The organism is Sneathiella sp. (assembly GCF_036844445.1).
Lineage (GTDB): Bacteria > Pseudomonadota > Alphaproteobacteria > Sneathiellales > Sneathiellaceae > Sneathiella.
In genome coordinates, this window is record NZ_DAIUFV010000009.1 from 60,270 (window position 1) to 75,878 (window position 15,609).

The 15,609-nt window shown below is 59.5% G+C and carries 19 protein-coding genes and 1 tRNA gene; 11 read left to right on the forward strand and 9 right to left on the reverse strand.

Annotated features, from left to right (window positions below; genetic code table 11):
* Positions 1 to 5: 5 nt before the first annotated feature.
* Together V7Z56_RS15075 and V7Z56_RS15080 are read left to right on the forward strand one after the other, a co-directional pair.
* Positions 6 to 557 (forward strand): HNH endonuclease, encoded by a 552-nt coding sequence (locus V7Z56_RS15075; RefSeq protein WP_334130377.1) that lies wholly within the window; start codon positions 6 to 8, stop codon positions 555 to 557.
* A gap of 94 nt (positions 558 to 651) precedes the next feature.
* Positions 652 to 1,380: a hypothetical protein gene (locus V7Z56_RS15080; protein WP_334130378.1), complete on the forward strand. Its 729-nt coding sequence runs from the start codon at positions 652 to 654 to the stop codon at positions 1,378 to 1,380.
* Between the two features lie 48 nt (positions 1,381 to 1,428).
* Here the strand turns inward: V7Z56_RS15080 and V7Z56_RS15085 are convergent, their stop codons facing one another.
* From V7Z56_RS15085 to V7Z56_RS15095, 3 genes are read right to left on the reverse strand one after another with little or no spacing between them, the layout of a single operon-like run.
* Positions 1,429 to 2,001: a demethoxyubiquinone hydroxylase family protein gene (locus tag V7Z56_RS15085; RefSeq protein WP_334130380.1), complete on the reverse strand. Its 573-nt coding sequence runs from the start codon at positions 1,999 to 2,001 to the stop codon at positions 1,429 to 1,431.
* 9 nt (positions 2,002 to 2,010) lie between these two features.
* Positions 2,011 to 2,499: a disulfide bond formation protein B gene (locus V7Z56_RS15090; protein WP_334130381.1), complete on the reverse strand. Its 489-nt coding sequence runs from the start codon at positions 2,497 to 2,499 to the stop codon at positions 2,011 to 2,013.
* Between the two features lie 25 nt (positions 2,500 to 2,524).
* Positions 2,525 to 3,079, reverse strand: coding sequence for a YqaA family protein (locus tag V7Z56_RS15095; protein WP_334130383.1), 555 nt, complete (start codon positions 3,077 to 3,079; stop codon positions 2,525 to 2,527).
* Between the two features lie 186 nt (positions 3,080 to 3,265).
* On the opposite strand from V7Z56_RS15095, the gene V7Z56_RS15100 reads away from it, so the two are divergent.
* Together V7Z56_RS15100 and V7Z56_RS15105 are read left to right on the forward strand one after the other, a co-directional pair.
* Positions 3,266 to 3,351: transfer RNA gene (locus V7Z56_RS15100), tRNA-Leu, on the forward strand.
* Positions 3,352 to 3,463: 112 nt separating this feature from the next.
* The gene (locus V7Z56_RS15105) at positions 3,464 to 3,985 is read left to right on the forward strand and encodes an A24 family peptidase (protein ID WP_334130384.1); all 522 of its coding nucleotides are present in this window, start codon (positions 3,464 to 3,466) and stop codon (positions 3,983 to 3,985) included.
* Positions 3,986 to 3,999: 14 nt separating this feature from the next.
* Here V7Z56_RS15105 and V7Z56_RS15110 read toward each other — a convergent pair whose 3' ends face one another.
* Genes V7Z56_RS15110 through V7Z56_RS15120 form a run of 3 tightly spaced genes read right to left on the reverse strand, consistent with a single transcriptional unit; the run spans position 4,000 to position 5,704 of the window.
* Positions 4,000 to 4,431: a response regulator gene (locus V7Z56_RS15110; RefSeq protein ID WP_334130386.1), complete on the reverse strand. Its 432-nt coding sequence runs from the start codon at positions 4,429 to 4,431 to the stop codon at positions 4,000 to 4,002.
* On the reverse strand, positions 4,432 to 4,986 hold the full coding sequence (gene hpt, locus V7Z56_RS15115; protein WP_334130387.1) for a hypoxanthine phosphoribosyltransferase: 555 nt from the start codon (positions 4,984 to 4,986) through the stop codon (positions 4,432 to 4,434).
* A 25-nt stretch (positions 4,987 to 5,011) separates the two neighbouring features.
* Entirely contained in the window at positions 5,012 to 5,704 is a 693-nt protein-coding gene (locus tag V7Z56_RS15120) for a DUF3426 domain-containing protein (protein ID WP_334130389.1), read from the reverse strand.
* Positions 5,705 to 5,827: 123 nt separating this feature from the next.
* On the opposite strand from V7Z56_RS15120, the gene ftsE reads away from it, so the two are divergent.
* The 6 genes from ftsE to V7Z56_RS15150 all read left to right on the forward strand — a co-directional run bounded on the left by ftsE (position 5,828) and on the right by V7Z56_RS15150 (position 11,715).
* Positions 5,828 to 6,526, forward strand: a complete 699-nt coding sequence (ftsE, locus tag V7Z56_RS15125; RefSeq protein ID WP_334130390.1) for a cell division ATP-binding protein FtsE — start codon at positions 5,828 to 5,830, stop codon at positions 6,524 to 6,526.
* Entirely contained in the window at positions 6,523 to 7,410 is an 888-nt protein-coding gene (locus V7Z56_RS15130; protein WP_334130391.1) for a cell division protein FtsX, read from the forward strand. The genes ftsE and V7Z56_RS15130 overlap by 4 nt, the downstream gene beginning before the upstream one ends.
* On the forward strand, positions 7,410 to 7,955 hold the full coding sequence (locus tag V7Z56_RS15135; RefSeq protein WP_334130392.1) for a D-glycero-alpha-D-manno-heptose-1,7-bisphosphate 7-phosphatase: 546 nt from the start codon (positions 7,410 to 7,412) through the stop codon (positions 7,953 to 7,955). The genes V7Z56_RS15130 and V7Z56_RS15135 overlap by 1 nt, the downstream gene beginning before the upstream one ends.
* Before the next feature lie 2 nt (positions 7,956 to 7,957).
* Complete coding sequence (locus V7Z56_RS15140) at positions 7,958 to 8,563, forward strand: YdcF family protein (protein ID WP_334130393.1); 606 nt, start codon at positions 7,958 to 7,960, stop codon at positions 8,561 to 8,563.
* Between the two features lie 53 nt (positions 8,564 to 8,616).
* The gene (locus V7Z56_RS15145) at positions 8,617 to 9,288 is read left to right on the forward strand and encodes a lysophospholipid acyltransferase family protein (RefSeq protein ID WP_334130394.1); all 672 of its coding nucleotides are present in this window, start codon (positions 8,617 to 8,619) and stop codon (positions 9,286 to 9,288) included.
* 93 nt (positions 9,289 to 9,381) lie between these two features.
* Positions 9,382 to 11,715 carry an adenosylcobalamin-dependent ribonucleoside-diphosphate reductase gene (locus tag V7Z56_RS15150; protein WP_334130396.1) on the forward strand — a complete coding sequence of 778 codons (2,334 nt, stop codon included), beginning with the start codon at positions 9,382 to 9,384 and terminating at the stop codon, positions 11,713 to 11,715.
* Between the two features lie 6 nt (positions 11,716 to 11,721).
* Here the strand turns inward: V7Z56_RS15150 and V7Z56_RS15155 are convergent, their stop codons facing one another.
* Positions 11,722 to 12,321, reverse strand: a complete 600-nt coding sequence (locus V7Z56_RS15155; RefSeq protein WP_334130397.1) for a gamma-glutamylcyclotransferase — start codon at positions 12,319 to 12,321, stop codon at positions 11,722 to 11,724.
* A gap of 193 nt (positions 12,322 to 12,514) precedes the next feature.
* Here V7Z56_RS15155 and V7Z56_RS15160 point away from each other — a divergent pair, with 193 nt between their 5' ends.
* On the forward strand, positions 12,515 to 13,555 hold the full coding sequence (locus V7Z56_RS15160; protein WP_334130399.1) for a DUF2125 domain-containing protein: 1,041 nt from the start codon (positions 12,515 to 12,517) through the stop codon (positions 13,553 to 13,555).
* Positions 13,556 to 13,576: 21 nt separating this feature from the next.
* On the opposite strand, the gene V7Z56_RS15165 is transcribed toward V7Z56_RS15160, so the two are convergent.
* Complete coding sequence (locus V7Z56_RS15165) at positions 13,577 to 14,503, reverse strand: prephenate/arogenate dehydrogenase family protein (RefSeq protein WP_334130400.1); 927 nt, start codon at positions 14,501 to 14,503, stop codon at positions 13,577 to 13,579.
* A 7-nt stretch (positions 14,504 to 14,510) separates the two neighbouring features.
* Complete coding sequence (hisC, locus tag V7Z56_RS15170; protein ID WP_334130401.1) at positions 14,511 to 15,599, reverse strand: histidinol-phosphate transaminase; 1,089 nt, start codon at positions 15,597 to 15,599, stop codon at positions 14,511 to 14,513.
* Between the last annotated feature and the right edge of the window lie 10 nt (positions 15,600 to 15,609).

The window sequence follows — 15,609 nt, forward strand, 5'->3', positions numbered from 1 at the left end:
AACCGGTGCAGGCGTCAGTTGAAAAATATCCGGCCCTTGTGTTGAACGCCGACTACAGGCCGCTGAGCTATTTCCCCTTGTCACTCTGGTCGTGGCAGGACACCCTGAAGTCGGTCTTTCTGGATCGCGTCAACATCGTCTCTGAATATGACCGGGTGATCCGCTCGCCGAGCTTTGAAATGTGCCTGCCGAGCGTCATCAGCCTGAAGCATTATGTCCGCCAGAGCCGCCAGCCAGCCTTCACGCGTTTCAATCTTTTTCTTCGCGACGGTTTCCGCTGCCAATATTGCGGCTCGGCCGAGGAGTTGACGTTTGATCACGTGCTGCCGCGGCGTCTTGGCGGGCGGACGAACTGGAAGAATATCACCACCGCCTGCGCGCCATGCAACATGCGAAAGGGCGGCCGCACGCCGCGCGACGCCAATATGTTTCCCGCCGTTGCGCCCTTTATCCCGACGCCCGAACTCCTTAACAGGCGCGGGCGTGGCTTCCCGCCGAACTACCTGCATGAAAGCTGGCGCGACTATCTCTACTGGGATACGGAGCTCGAGCATTAGGATTTTGCCCCTCGCCTACTTGCACTACCCGCCCCTCGGCGTCTATATAGGAACCGATTTCATATGAACTGTTCCTGTCGAGATATGATGTAAAATGAGTTACGGTCTTGGACTTTCCGAGAAAAAGCAGGCCCGCCAACGGCGCAGCCGCTTTTTCAAGTTTATATTCTATATCGCGCTGCTCGCGGGGGCCGGGACCTACGGCTATTATGAAGGACAGGCCAATGCGGAGCGACGCATTGCCGATATCGAAGGGCAGGTCATCGCGCTGACCAGCGAGAATGACCGGCTGAACGATCAGGCACGGGCGGCGCTCGACAAGCAGAGCGCGGCGCTGGCCGAGGCCCGCGTCTGGCGTGACAAGTTCGAAAATGAGATCCCGACCGGCGCCGTGCGGGACATTCTGACGCTGGTTCAGCAGCGCATCAATGACGGCCTGGAGGCGGAGCGGCTGCAATCCCTTATAACGCTCGCCCAGAACAGCCAGAACTGCGATCCCGCGCCGGAAACGAAGCGCTTTATCGTCAACACGCCAATCTTCTCAAGCCCCGGCAACTCCGTCAGCCTCGGCAACGGCACGATCACCGTTACCGGCAAAGGCAAATCCGCCGTCAATGCGGAAAACCGCGTGGAAGCCTGGTATGACCCGAACGAACCCGTGGAAATCACCTTCACGCAGCTTGGTGGACAGACGGAGCAGCTGTCGGGTGTGCTGCCACTGCACAAAAGCGTCGTCTTCGGCGCGAATGAGTATCGCTTCAGCATCCTTGCCGGCAAACAGAGCTTCGCCACCATCTCGGCAACGCGCTGCGATTTTCCGTAAAATGACACGCGGTCGCTCCCAAGGCGACCGTCGCTGCACCAAAGCTTGTCAGATACGCGATGAGAGCCAGATCGCGAGCTTGGATCCTGTTTTGACCGCCGTTGTCAGCAGCTCGTAGCCCGGCGCATCGCTCGCACCTTCGCTGCGGGCAATATCGCGGTGTTCGATCTCTTCGTCGCGAAACTGCGATATGGTCTCTTTCAGCGCCGCTTCCTCCGGCCCAAGCGTTTCGAGCTGCGCGCGGTAATGCTCGTCGATCACTTCCTCGACCGCTTCGGTGCAGGCCATTGCCGCTTCCTTGCCGAGCAGCGCCGTGCCCGCGCCAAGCGCAAATCCGGCGAGGTGCCAGACGGGGCCAAGAAGCGTCGGCCGCACACGCCGCGCCGCCAGCAGCTCTTCGAACTTCTTGCGGTGCAGCTCTTCCTGCTCTTTCATATGCCGGAGGGTTTCAGCCGACTCCGTCTTGCCGAGCACGGCAAGCTGCCCCTCGTAGATACGGACCGCGCCGAACTCTCCGGCATGATCCACCCGAATAATCCGCTCAAGCTGTTCGCGCGGGCTGAGATCGCCGGGCTGACGGCCAAAGCGGGGCTTGTCGTCCTGCGGAGATGTGTCGATCATCTTTGCCTCTTAATTCTTCCTTGAAGAACTTAGCGCAGTGATAAAACAAAAGACAGCCATAACTATGGCGAAGATGACATTGTAACCGGCCATGGAAATACCGAACAGGGACCACGCGATCTCATCGCAGCGGACGAGCGGTGTCGACATGATTTTGGCTTTCAAATCATTGATATTGCTCACCGCGCCAGTATCGCCGACACATTCTGCGGTTCCCTCCCACCATCCTTGCTCGACGCCGACGTGATAACCGCCGATCCCGGCCGTCACGAGGAACGCAAGGGCGGCAAGCAGCAGAAAGGGCGCAGCGCCATATCGTTTGCGAAGCGTTATCCCGGCAAGCGCGAGGATGATGACCATCGCATAGGGCCAGCGCTGATAAAGACAGAGAACGCAAGGCCAGAGGTCAAAGACATATTGCGACGTGAAGGCGAACGCGAGCGCCGCGGCGGCAGCGAGAAGGGCAATCCACAACGCATTTCTCTGCATCCACGCCATGCCAATCGCGCTCCTTCCGTGCTGACTACATGAGATATTTAATCGCCACAAACCCGCCGATCAACAGAATGAAGAAAAGAACGGTCAAAAGACCGAGATACTTTTCAATGAAGGTCTGGATCGGCGCGCCGAACTTCCAGAGCAGCCCGGCAACTACAAAGAAACGCAGGCTCCGTGACAGGGTGGAGGCCACAATAAACACAAGGATATCGAGTTGCGTAACGCCGCTCGCAATAGTGATCACTTTATATGGAAAGGGCGTCAGGCCGAAAAAGGCGACAATCCACCCGCCCCATTCGTTGTAATAGGCGCTGAATTCGGCGAATTTATTTGCATAGCCGTAGAAATCGATGATCGGTGCGCCAATCAGCTCGAAGAAAAAGGCCCCGACGAGATAGCCGAACAGGCCGCCCAGCACCGACGTGACGCTGCAGAGAAAGGCGAGCCGCCAGGCTTCCTGACGATTGGCAAGCACCATGGGAATGAGCAGGACGTCCGGCGGAATGGGAAAAAACGAGCTTTCAATGAAAGAAACGCCGCCGAGAAACCACTTCGCCCGCGGCTTTGCAGCAAGGCTCATTGTAAAGTCATACAAACGTCGAAGCATAACCGGGTCCGTACTTTTTTATCGCCTGTCAGGATGTGGCTTCTTAGCCGCTTTCCCGAATTACTACAATCGCTAACCTTAAAATATGATAAATGAAGGCCCTTGCGGATTTTATTGACCGGCTAAAAATCATCGTTATAGTGCGCATTTTCCACACGGGCCCCTGTGGCGGAATTGGTAGACGCGACAGATTCAAAATCTGTTGTCCTCAGGGCGTGCCTGTTCGAGTCAGGCCAGGGGCACCATCCGCGTTACGCCGGATTCTCATAAAATTCCCCTGCATTTGTTAACCCCACGCTAAGACCTTGCGCGTAAAATTCGGCCTGTCTGAGGCAAGCTGTAAGGTGGGAAAGCACGATGCCAGTTCTGATGATGTCGGCCGGCGGCCTTCTGGTCGTCGCCGCGATCTGGGATGTCTATTCGCGGCGGATTCCGAACCTGCTCCCGCTTATAATAGCTTTGCTGTACTTCCTCAGCGCCGGCATGACCGGAAGCTGGGCCGAGATCCCGTGGCATCTCCTCTGCGGTCTTGGCGTCCTTGTCGTCGGGATCTTCATTTTTGCCCTCGGCTGGTTGGGCGGCGGCGATGTCAAGCTCCTCGCCGCGCTGGCGCTCTGGGCGGGACCTGACCAGCTCCTTCTGCTGCTGCTGATGACATGCCTTGCCGGCGGCGCGCTCGCGCTTGTTTTCGTGATCCCGGTTCTAATCCTCCGCAGGCCGCCGCTCTCCGCGCTGATTGACTGGTTCTTCGTGAAAATTCTCCACCAGCCGGCGCCGATGCTGCAAACCGTCAAGTCGATGGGCATTCAGCTTCCCTATGGCGTTGCCATTGCCGTTGCCGGCGCCACGGTCTTCTATCAGTTCTTCAAAGTCATGTGAACGGGGCAGAGCGCTTACGGATTATCCTGTCGCTTCTGCTGCAATCCTCGGTCGACCGTCGTTGCGGGGCGCAAGTTTGTCCGATCGCTGGTCAGCGCCTCCGTCACCTTCTCGCAAATTTCAGCGAGCGTGAACGGCTTGGCAATCACGTCATGGATGAGGACATCGAGATTGTAGGCGCGCTGCCGTTCGGCCGCATAACCCGTCATCATGAGGATGCGAAGATCGGGGAACTCCTTCGCCACCTTCAGCGCGAGCGCAATGCCGTCCATCACCGGCATGACAATATCCGTCAGCAAAAGATCGAACGGCTGTCCGCGCTGCAGCGTGACCAGCGCGTCCGCACCGTCGCCGACAGCGACGACTTCATGCCCGTGATGGATCAGCGCGCGGCTGATGAATTCCCGAAGCGCGGCCTCATCTTCAGCGATCAGTATACGCGCCATTCATGCCTCCGTTCCGCGCCTGACAATGTAGCCTATATAGGGCAGTTCACGGAAATAATGCGCATAATCGAGGCCGTAGCCAACAACAAAGCGATCCGGGCAGTCGAAACCGACGAAATCGGCTTCGAAATCGGTCACCCGCTTGCCCTTTTTGTCCAGCATCAGGCAGGTCTTGACCATGCCTGCGCCGCGCGCGATGAGTTCGCCGGTCGCAAAGGAGAGGGTGCGTCCCGATTCAAGAATATCATCAATCAGCAGGATCTGGCGGCCCGCGACCGGATCGACAATATCGCGGGTGATGACGACATTGCCGCTGCTCACCGTCTTGTCGCCGTAGGAGGAGAGCGCCATAAAATCAATTTGCGGATTGATCCCGGCATGGTGGAGCGCGCGGATCAGGTCGGCGGCAAAAACGAAGCTCCCCTTCAGGATCGCGATCACGAGAATATCCGGGCCCATGCTCGCCGCGATATCCTCGGCCAGCTCCTCGATGCGTTTTGCGATTTCCCCGCTGGCATAGAGAACTTCAATTTCAGGTTTATCGCCCGCGTTCATCCCGACCCGCTCCTCTGACGGGGAGTCACTTTTCAGGGTCGATCAGATCGACCTTGACGTTTTTCGCTTCCGCCGGCGGCTCGTTCATGCTGCTCGAAAACTCGACCTGCCCCCACGGCATCACCTGCGGCTCCTCGACCGTCGTTGTCCAACTGTAAACAGACTGTCCCTCGGCGTCGATCAACGCAATCCGGATACGCGGCAGCGGATGAGGCGTCTCGGTGACATTTCGGATGACGCCGGTGACGGTGAGCGTCGTCACGCCGTCCTGGAGAACAGAGCGCGTTCGGAGGTCATGGATCTCCAGACCAAGCTTGTTGGGTGTTTCAACATCAATGCGCAGCGCCTGATAGACCGCCGCGCTCGCCGGCCATTGCGCAACGATGTTGTTGCGGGCGACATACGCGCCGCCGACAAGCATGACCAGCACCAGAAGGAGCAGGAGCCAGCCGATCCAACCGCGCTTTGGGGCTGTGACCACGGGCGCCGCCGCCGGCTTTCGTGCCGCCGTCATCTGCTCGATGCTAAGACCGTCCTCGGGCTGCGGCTCCGTTTCGGTCACCGTAGGCGCGGGCGGCACCGGCTTTGGCATGTCGTCCGGCTGATATTCCCGCCACTTGTGGCCGCATTTCGCGCATTTCACGGCACGGCCTTCCGGGCCAATGGTAACCGGGTCGATGGAATAACGAGTTGCGCAACCGGGACAGGTTAAAATCATCGGCGAGAGACACCATCTCACGAATTAAAGTTTCTTTTTTATAGGCGTTTGCTTGCACATGCACAAGACTGGCTGATAAATCTATCATAGTTTATGCTCAGACGCGTTTTGCCCGGAGGACGAATGGTCAGGTTTGAAAATGTAGGAATGCGTTATGGCCTCGGACCGGAGGTTTTGCGCGACGTCAGTTTTCACCTGCAACCGGGATCCTTTCATTTTCTGACGGGGCCGACCGGCGCCGGCAAAAGTTCTCTCCTCAAATTGCTCGCCCTCTCCCATCGCCCGAGCCGCGGCCTCATAACGATGTTCGACCGGGAGCTTTCGGGAATTCCGCGCGATGACCTGCCCGCCATGCGGCGCAAGATCGGCGTTGTGTTTCAGGATTTCCGCCTGCTCGATCACCTCTCCGCCCTCGAAAATGTCGCGCTGCCGCTGAAAATTGCGGGGGCGAAGAACGACCAGATCTACACGCATGTGGCGGAGTTGCTGGAATGGGTCGGGCTCGGTCGGCAGGTGGACGCGAAGCCGCCGACGCTGTCGGGCGGCGAGAAGCAGCGCGTCGCCATCGCCCGCGCCGTGATCAACCGCCCGCGCCTCTTGATCGCCGATGAGCCGACCGGCAGCATGGACTGGGACATGGGGCTGCGCCTGATGCATCTTTTTCAGGAGCTGAATAAAATCGGCACGACCGTTGTCGTTGCCACCCATGACCTTGAACTGATCAAACGCTTTGGAAACCCGGTGATGTATCTGAAAGACGGTCAACTCACCACGCGCCGCCAGAATGAAGTCCCGGCGCAGTTTGGCGGAGAGGACGCATGATCCGTTTTGCCGGCAAATCTGCGGAACTGCAGCTCGAAAAAGACGTTTCCACCCGCTATCTGCCGGTGGTTATCTCGGCGATGATTTTCCTCGCCGCCCTTGCCATCGGCGGCCTCTTCTCGCTCAACAACGCGATCGGAAGCTGGTCGCAGACCCTGACCGGCAATCTCACGGTGGAAATCGCCCATGATTCCGCCGCCGATCTCGACCGAAAAGTCGCGGACGCGGTTGCGCTCCTTGAGGCAACGCCCGGCGTCGCCTCGGTGCGGGCTATCGAGCAGGCCGAAACGCTGAAGCTGCTCGAACCCTTCCTTGGGCGGAATGCCTCCCTTGGCGATCTGCCGATCCCGCGGCTGATCGAAGTGATTATCGCGCCCGACAGCGCGGTCAACCTCGCCGCCCTCAGCGAAAAGCTGAGCGAGGCCGTTCCCGGCGCGCGTCTTGACATCCATCGGCCGTGGCTCGACAAGATGGTGCTGCTCGGCCGCTCCGTACAGTTCCTGGCGGGCGGCATCATGCTGCTGATCGGCGCGGTCACGGTGATTATCGTTATTTTCGCGGTTCGCACCGGCCTTGTCATGCATTCCGAAGTAATTCAGGTTCTCCATCTGATCGGTGCGCGGGATAATTACATCGCGGAGCAGTTTCAGAACTACTTTGCCCGCTTGAGCTTTCTCGGCTCCCTGCCGGGTCTTATAATTGCGGTTATCGTCATGTTTATCTTCAATTTTCTGATCGGATCACTGGAGGCTTCGATGTTGCCGCCCCTTAGTATCGGCATCGAAGGGATCATTGCGCTCCTCCTGCTGCCGCTTCTGATCGCGCTTCTCACGCGCTATACAGTGCGGCGGGTGGTTCTTCGCACGCTCGGCCGGATGATGTGATGCTAGTGTTGCTGGACAGGGACGGCGTGATCAACGAGGACCGGGCGGATTTTGTTAAAACGCCGGGCGAGCTTGTGTTCATTCCGAAGGCGCTGGAAGCCATTGCCCGCCTGAAAGAACACGGCCACCAGTTGGTGGTGGCAACCAACCAGTCCTGCATCGGGCGCGGGATTATCTCGTTTGAGCAGCTTGCCGCCATCCACGGCAAGCTCAACGACGCGCTCGCGAAGGTTGGCGGGCAGCTTGATGACATTATCGTTGCCCCGGACGCGCCCTGGGCGGCGACGGAGCGACGTAAGCCCGGCCCCGGCATGCTGATCGAAGCGATGCGGAAGTTCGGCCACCGTCCCAAAGAGACGGTTTTTATCGGCGACAGCGGGCGCGATCTCGAAGCGGCAAAGGCTGCCGGCTGCCATCGCATTCTTGTGCAGACCGGAAAGGGCCAGCAGACGCTGGCCCGCGGCATCGCCCGCGAGCTTCTTCCCGTCCATGTCGCGCGCGACCTTGATGAGGCGGCCGATTTCATTCTGGCAGGAAGGTTCTAGCCATGCTGCGCGAGATCAAGCCGGTCGCGATCTTCGTGTTTCTGCTCCTGTGTCTCTGGGCCGGCGGCTTTCTCTCTTATATGGCGCAGGTCGGCAACCCGCCCGAGGAGATCACGACCGAACTTGACGGCATCGTGATCCTCACCGGGACGCCGGCCCGGCTCACGGCCGGGTTTGACCTCCTGAAGGAAAATGAAGGCGCGCGGCTGCTGGTCTCGGGCGTCAACTCCAAGGTGACCCGCGAAATGCTGCGCCAGGCAACCGGGCAGAGCGAGCGGCTGATGGACTGCTGCGTCGATCTCGGGCGGCTCGCGCGCAATACCGAGGGCAACGCCTATGAGACCTACCTCTGGGCGCAAACCAACGACTATACAACCCTTGCCATCGTCACCAGCGCATACCATATGCCAAGAAGCATCATCGAGCTGAAACGCTACATGCCTGATGCAAATCTGTTTTCCTATCCGGTGGCGAATGATACGCTGGGCCTCGATGGCTGGTGGAAAAGTCCTAAGGCGTTTCTGATTGTCGCCGGCGAATTTAACAAATATGTGTTCAGCCTTGTCCGGGCGCGTCTGGATGACTGGCTGAAAGAGAGAAATGCGTGACCAAGATAAGATCCGTTAGTTTCTTCATCTGTTTTTTTATCTGGTCCGTGATCATGAATCTGGCCTTTATCCCGGCGCTTCTGCTGCCGAAAAAATGGGTGGTTCTGGGTCAGCGTTTGTGGTCGGGCGGCATTATTTTTCTGCTCCGCACGATATGTGGCCTCCGTCTTGAAATTCGCGGCCGGGAATATATACCGGACGGCGCCGGGATTATCGCGGCGAAGCATCAGTCTGCATTCGAGACGATGGTTTTTCACCGGATTACCGATGATCCCGCGATTATCCTGAAGAAGGAGCTGCTGAATATTCCCGTCTATGGCTGGTATTGCCGCAAGACGGAGATGATCGCGGTTGACCGCAAGGGCCACGCGGCGGCGCTCAAATCCATGCTGGCGCAGGCCGAAAAAGCCATTGCCGACAATCGGCCGATCATCATCTTTCCCGAAGGCACCCGCTCGCCGCTCGATGAGGACCTGCCATTTCAGCCGGGGATCGCGGCGCTTTACACGAAACTCGGGCAACCGGTGACGCCCGTCGCGCTCAATACCGGGCTGTTCTGGCCGCGAAAAAGCTTCTTCTGCCGCGGCGGCGTCATGGTCATCGAATTCCTGCCGCCGATCGAACCCGGCCTTGATCGCAAGCTGTTCATGGCCGAGCTGAAAGAGCGGATCGAGGCGAAAACGCGCGAGTTGGTCGCCGAGGGGCGAGAGAAATATCTCTCGTAAGACGGGCGCGCCAGCACCGCACATAGAATTTTACGTCCACCATTTTTCGTCCTATATTCAAAGGGCGTAATACACATGACAGGAGGTATCCGAATGTCAGCCGTTGCCCCGATTTCACAGCAAATCTGGGATATGAAATATCGCTTCCGCTCCCCCGACGGCAGCGTCCGGGAACGGTCTATCGAAGATAGCTGGCGGCGGGTTGCCCGCGCCGCAGCCGAAGCGGAGCCGGAGCCGAACCGTGACCATTGGGAAGAACGGTTCTACGCACTTCTTAAAGACTATAAATTCCTGCCGGCGGGACGCATCCTGTCAGGCGCCGGAACGGAGCGGAAAGTCACCCTCTTCAACTGCTTCGTCATGGGCGATATCGACGATGACATGTCGTCCATTTTCGACAATCTGAAAGAAGCCGCCCTCACCATGCAGCAGGGCGGCGGCATTGGCTATAATTTCTCGACCCTGCGGCCCAAGGGTGCGCCGGTGAAGGCGCTGGGATCGGACGCCTCCGGTCCGCTCAGTTTCATGGATGTCTGGGACAGCATGTGCCGGACGATCATGAGCGCGGGCTCGCGCCGCGGCGCAATGATGGCGACGCTGCGCTGCGACCATCCGGATATCCTTGAGTTTATCAAGGCGAAGCAGGATCCGGGGCGGCTGCGCATGTTCAATCTCTCGGTCCTTGTCACCGACGCCTTCATGGAAGCGGTGAAGCGCGACGATCCGTGGGAGCTGCGCTTTGACGGCACGCTTTACAAGACGATCCGGGCCCGCGATCTGTGGGACGAGATCATGCGCGCGACCTATGCCTATGCAGAGCCCGGCGTCATTTTTATTGACCGCATCAATACCCGCAACAATCTCTATTACGCCGAGACGATCACGGCAACCAACCCGTGCGGCGAACAACCCCTGCCAGCCTATGGCGCCTGCCTGCTCGGTTCCGTCAATCTCACCCGCTTTATCCGCGATCCGTTCGGCGACAGCGCGGAAATCGACGCGAAAAAGCTGGAGGCTGTCGTGCGCGATGCCGTTCGGCTGCTTGACAACATCATCGATATTTCCGGCTATCCGTTGCCGGAACAGGCGCATGAGGCGCGCGCCAAGCGTCGCATCGGCCTTGGCATTACCGGCCTTGCCGATGCGCTGATCATGTGCGGCATCCGCTACGGATCGGACGAAGCGATTGCGCTGACCCGCGACTGGATGGCAAAGATCCAGCGCGCCGCCTATCTCGCATCGACCGATCTCGCCGAGGAGAAGGAAAGCTTCCCGCTGTTCGACCGGGAGAAATATCTCGCCGGCGAAACCGTGCGGACCCTCCCCGAAGACGTGCGCGCGGCGATTGCTGAAAAAGGCATCCGCAACGCGCTGCTGACGTCGGTCGCGCCGACCGGCACCATTTCCCTGCTCGCCGATAATATCTCAAGCGGGATCGAGCCGGTTTTCAGCTTCTCCTACACCCGCAACGTGCTGATGCCCGACGATACCCGCCGGCCGGAGGAGGTGACCGATTACGCGCTCCGTCTCTTCCGCCGGCTGAAGGGGGAAAACGAGCCGCTGCCCGATTATTTTGTCGATGCGCAGGTCTTAACGCCGCCCGATCATGTGCGCATGCAGGCCGCCGTGCAGGACTATATCGACAGTTCCATCTCGAAAACCATCAACTGCCCCGAAGATATCAGCTTCGAGAATTTCAAGGATATTTATCTGCAGGCCTATGAGCAGGGCTGCAAGGGTTGCACCACCTATCGCCCCAACGAGGTGACCGGCGCTGTTCTTGAAGTGAACAAAAAGGCGGAAGAGGAACAGGCCGCCGAGCAACCGCTTCTGCCGCTCGGCGAGCCATATAACAAGCCCGCGGATAATTTCGAGGCCGGCGGCGTTGTCTATATGACCAAGCCGCTCGACAGGCCCGGAACGCTGCCGGGCCAGACCTACAAGCTGCGCTGGCCCGAGAGCAATCACGCCATCTATATCACCCTCAATGACATCATTCAGGACGGGCGGCGGCGACCGTTTGAAATTTTCATCAACTCGAAAAATGTCGAGCATTTTGCCTGGACGGTGGCGCTGACGCGCATGATATCGGCCGTCTTCCGCCGCGGCGGCGATGTCAGCTTCGTTGTCGGCGAGCTGAAAGCCGTCTTTGATCCGCGCGGCGGCGCCTGGGTGCAGGGGAAATATGTGCCCTCGCTACTCGCCGCCATCGGGGAGGTCATTGAAACCCACATGATCCAGATCGGGTTTCTGCCCGCATCGGCAGACACCGATCGGGACGGGAGCGGCGAGACGCGGGTCATGGCAGGGGATGGCCGGCGCGTTGAAGGCCTGCTCCGCCAGTGCCCGCAGTGCGGCGAAGCCGGGCTGATCCGGATCGAGGGGTGCGATACCTGCACCACCTGCGGCTACTCCAAATGCAGCTAAGGGCCGTCAGGCTCCGGAGTTGATCCGGTCCATGATCCGGTGCAGCGGGCCGTCGGCAATACCGAATTCATCGAGATGGTCAAGCGTGCTTTGCAGATACTCGACGTTGGGACCGCCGCGTCCGCGGGCGCGGGCGATGATGCGGGCCGCCGCCTCCTCCGCCGGCTTTCCGCAATACTGGTCGTGCGTCGGATCGGCGACAAAGGTTAGCGCGGACGCCATGGCGCCCGTCTTCAGAAGGCGAATGCGCACCATTTTCGGGCGGTAAACCCGTGTCACCATTTCCCGGCGATAGAGATAGTCAATTACAGGCGCGCGAATATCGGCAGGACAAAGGATCCCTTTACCGCGGCAAGAGCCGCCCCGGTCCAGCCCGAGTACCAGCCCCGGCATCTCCGGCGTTCCCCGGTGCACCACGGAGGTGACGCAGAAAGCCCGGTGATAGCCATAGAGCTGCGCATCCTCAATGCCGAGATGATCGAACCCCGGTCGCCACATCAGCGACCCATAGCCGAAAATCCAGAGATTCTCCCCCTCGGGAAGCTCGGGCAGAGGATAATCGACGGCCGGGAGGTCCGGTTCGAGTACAAGATCGTATTTTTGCATTATGTCCGCTTCGCATCCGGTGATGCGCCGTTCCGAAGTACGGCTTTCGATCCGCCGGATCTCTTATAAACCAATCGGTCCCGGCCGCCCGCGATCCTTCCATCAAGCCGCCGTCGCCTTAAAAAATGTGACATCCGCTTCCCTTTCTATATAGTCTGCCCCGCATGTACACAAGCAGCAGAACGGGTTGAAGATGCGCATTTTCTACAGCAGCATTCTGGCACTGGTCCTCGTCGTTGTCGGATATTATTTCTGGTGGAACTATCTTGCCGACCGCATGCTGGTCGAGGCAGAGAAATGGCGCGCGGCCCGCATTGCCGAAGGATATGAGATCAGCCACAAGCCGCTCTATGCATCCGGCTTTCCCTACCGCGTCGCGATCACGGCGGAGGAGCTCACGATCAGCAATCCGGGCAATGACTACAAGCCGCGCCTTGAGGTGACGCGCTTCTGGGCCATCACTCAGCCCTGGCGGTTCAATCATGTGATCTATGGCACGGACAACAGCGGCAAGCTGAGCTGGGAGGAGAAGGGCGCGCTCCGCGAGATGCCCTTTACCGCCGCGTCGATCCTCGGCAGCGCGACCTTCAACCGGCAGGGGCGGATAAGAACGGCCGCGCTTGATATCAAGGGGCTTGAGGCCGTGCCCGACTGGCGTCCGCCGATCAGCGCCGAACGGCTCCAGCTTCACGGCCGCCCGAAGCCCGTCGCTGATGGCGATAAAGCGGCAAGCCCCGATCCCGGACAACAGATCGTGCTCCGTATCGACAATCTGCTCATCAACGGCATGGAGGATTTCCCGCTTGGATCGCGGATCGAAAGTTTCGATCTCTCAACAACGCTGCATGGGACGATCCGCCGGCTTCCTGCCGCCGACACGCTCCATGAATGGCGGAGTAATGGCGGCTATGTCGATATTGATGCCTGGCACCTGGACTGGGGGCCCGGCACGATCGACGGAGACGGCCGTCTCGCTCTTGATGCGCTGCTCCGGCCGGAAGGGATCATTGACACCCGGATTACCGGCTATCGCGAGATCCTCGGGGCGCTGATCACTGCCGGCCGGATTGACCCGGATGCCGGGCGGACAATCAGCTTCGCAATTGATTTGCTGGCGCGCGAGGATGAGAACGGCCGGCGCTACATCGGCCTCCCGCTCACGGCCGATAATGGCGGGCTCTATCTCGGCCCGGTTTATCTGTTGAGCCTGCGTCCCGTCACAGGGAGCAACTGACGTCCGGAGGCGGGCGCCCCGTCAGTCGTCGGACTTCAGCACGCGGCCGAAATCCGGCTCCGGCGTTTCCTGTCCGGCATCAATAATCTGACGGCGGATCGCCCGGGTGCGCGAGAAGATATTGAAGAGCGTATCACCATCCTCCCAGCGGATGGCCCGCTGAAGCTGCGCCAGATCTTCCGTAAAGCGGCCCAGCATTTCAAGCACCGCTTCCTTGTTATGCAAAAAGACATCGCGCCACATCGTCGGATCGGAGGCGGCGATACGGGTGAAGTCGCGAAACCCGCCGGCGGAATATTTGATCACTTCCGACTGCGTCACGCCTTCAAGATCATCGGCCGTTCCCACGATATTATAGGCGATCAGATGCGGGATGTGCGAAGTAATGGCGAGCACCAGATCATGATGTGCGGGTTCCATGATCTCGACCTTGGATCCAAGCGCGACCCAGAAATTCTTCAGTCGCTCAAGCGACGCATCGCTCGACTGATCGCATGGCGTGAGGATGCACCAGCGGTTGATAAACAGCTCGGCAAAGCCGGCGGCGGGACCCGATTTCTCCGTCCCCGCAACGGGGTGGCCCGGAATAAAATCGACGCCTTCAGGAATATGCAGCCCGACCGCTTTCACGACGGCGCCCTTGACCGATCCGACATCGGTGACAATCGCCCCTTTTTCAAGGAACGGCGCGATCTGCTCGGCAAGCGTCGCATAGGTGCCGACGGGCGTGCAGAGGATGACGAGATCCGCGCCCTTCACGGCATCGGCCGGGTTCTCATACGCCGCATCGACAATGCCGATCTCTTTCGCGACGCGGCGCGTGTCGGCGGTCCGCGCGGCGCAGACAATTTCCGCCGCGAGATTGTGCCGCCGGACCCCGCGGGCGATGGAGGAACCGATCAGGCCAATGCCGATCAGCGCCAGCCGTTTGAACTTAACTTCCGCCATAATCAGCCTATTTGCCGAGAAATTTTCTCAGCGCCTCTATTACCGCATCGTTTTCGTCATCAAGACCAATGCTCATGCGCAGGCACGTTGGAAGGCCATAGCCCGCAACCGCGCGCAGCAGCAGGCCCTCGGCCGCGAGATAGCTTTCCGCCTCGGCGGCCGTCTTTCCCGTTCCCTCGAAATCGATCAGCAGGAAATTGCCAACGCTTGGCGTGACGCCAAGGCCCATACCGCGAAATGCCTGCGTCAGGATCGGCAGCCATTTGTCATTATGCCGCCGCGCGGCCTCGACATGCTGCTGATCGCGAACAGCTTCGACCCCGCCGGCCTGGGCGAGCGCGTTGACGTTAAAGGGTCCGCGCACCCGGTGCAGCACATCGGCAACCGCCGGCGGGCAATAGGCCCAGCCGAGACGGAGCGCGGCGAAGCCATAGATTTTTGAAAAAGTGCGCGTCATCACCACGTTGTCATGGGCCTCGACCAGCTCTTCGCCCGCCGAATAGTCATCATTGGAGACATATTCCGCATAGGCCGCGTCCAGCACCAGCAGGACATCGGGGCGCAGGCCTTCGCGGAGCCGTTTCACTTCCGAATGGGGGAGATAGGTTCCCGTCGGATTGTTGGGGTTGGCAAGAAAGACGAGCTTCGTGCGCTCAGTTACCGCGGCCAGCAGGTTATCGACGGACACCGTGCGGTTGAGCTCCGGCGCTTTTACCGGCGTCGCGCCCGCCACCGTTGCCGAAATTGCATACATCAGGAAACCATATTCGCTGTAGAGCACCTCATCGCCCGGGCCGACATAAGCCGTATTCAACAGCGAGATAAGTTCATCCGATCCATTGCCGCAGACAATGCGGGCGGGGTCGAGCCCGTGCACTTCGGCAATCGCCGCAATCAGGTCATGCGCGCCGCCATCGGGATAGCGATGTGCGTTTGCCGCGGCACTCCGCACCGCCTCAACAGCTTTGGGGCTTGGGCCGAGCGGCGATTCATTTGAGGAGAGCTTCGCCACCTTCCGATTGTCGCCTGCGGACGACTTGCCGCCGACATAGGGCGAAATGGTGAGAATGGAGGGCTGCGGGAGCGGTGTCGTCATGGAAATTCTC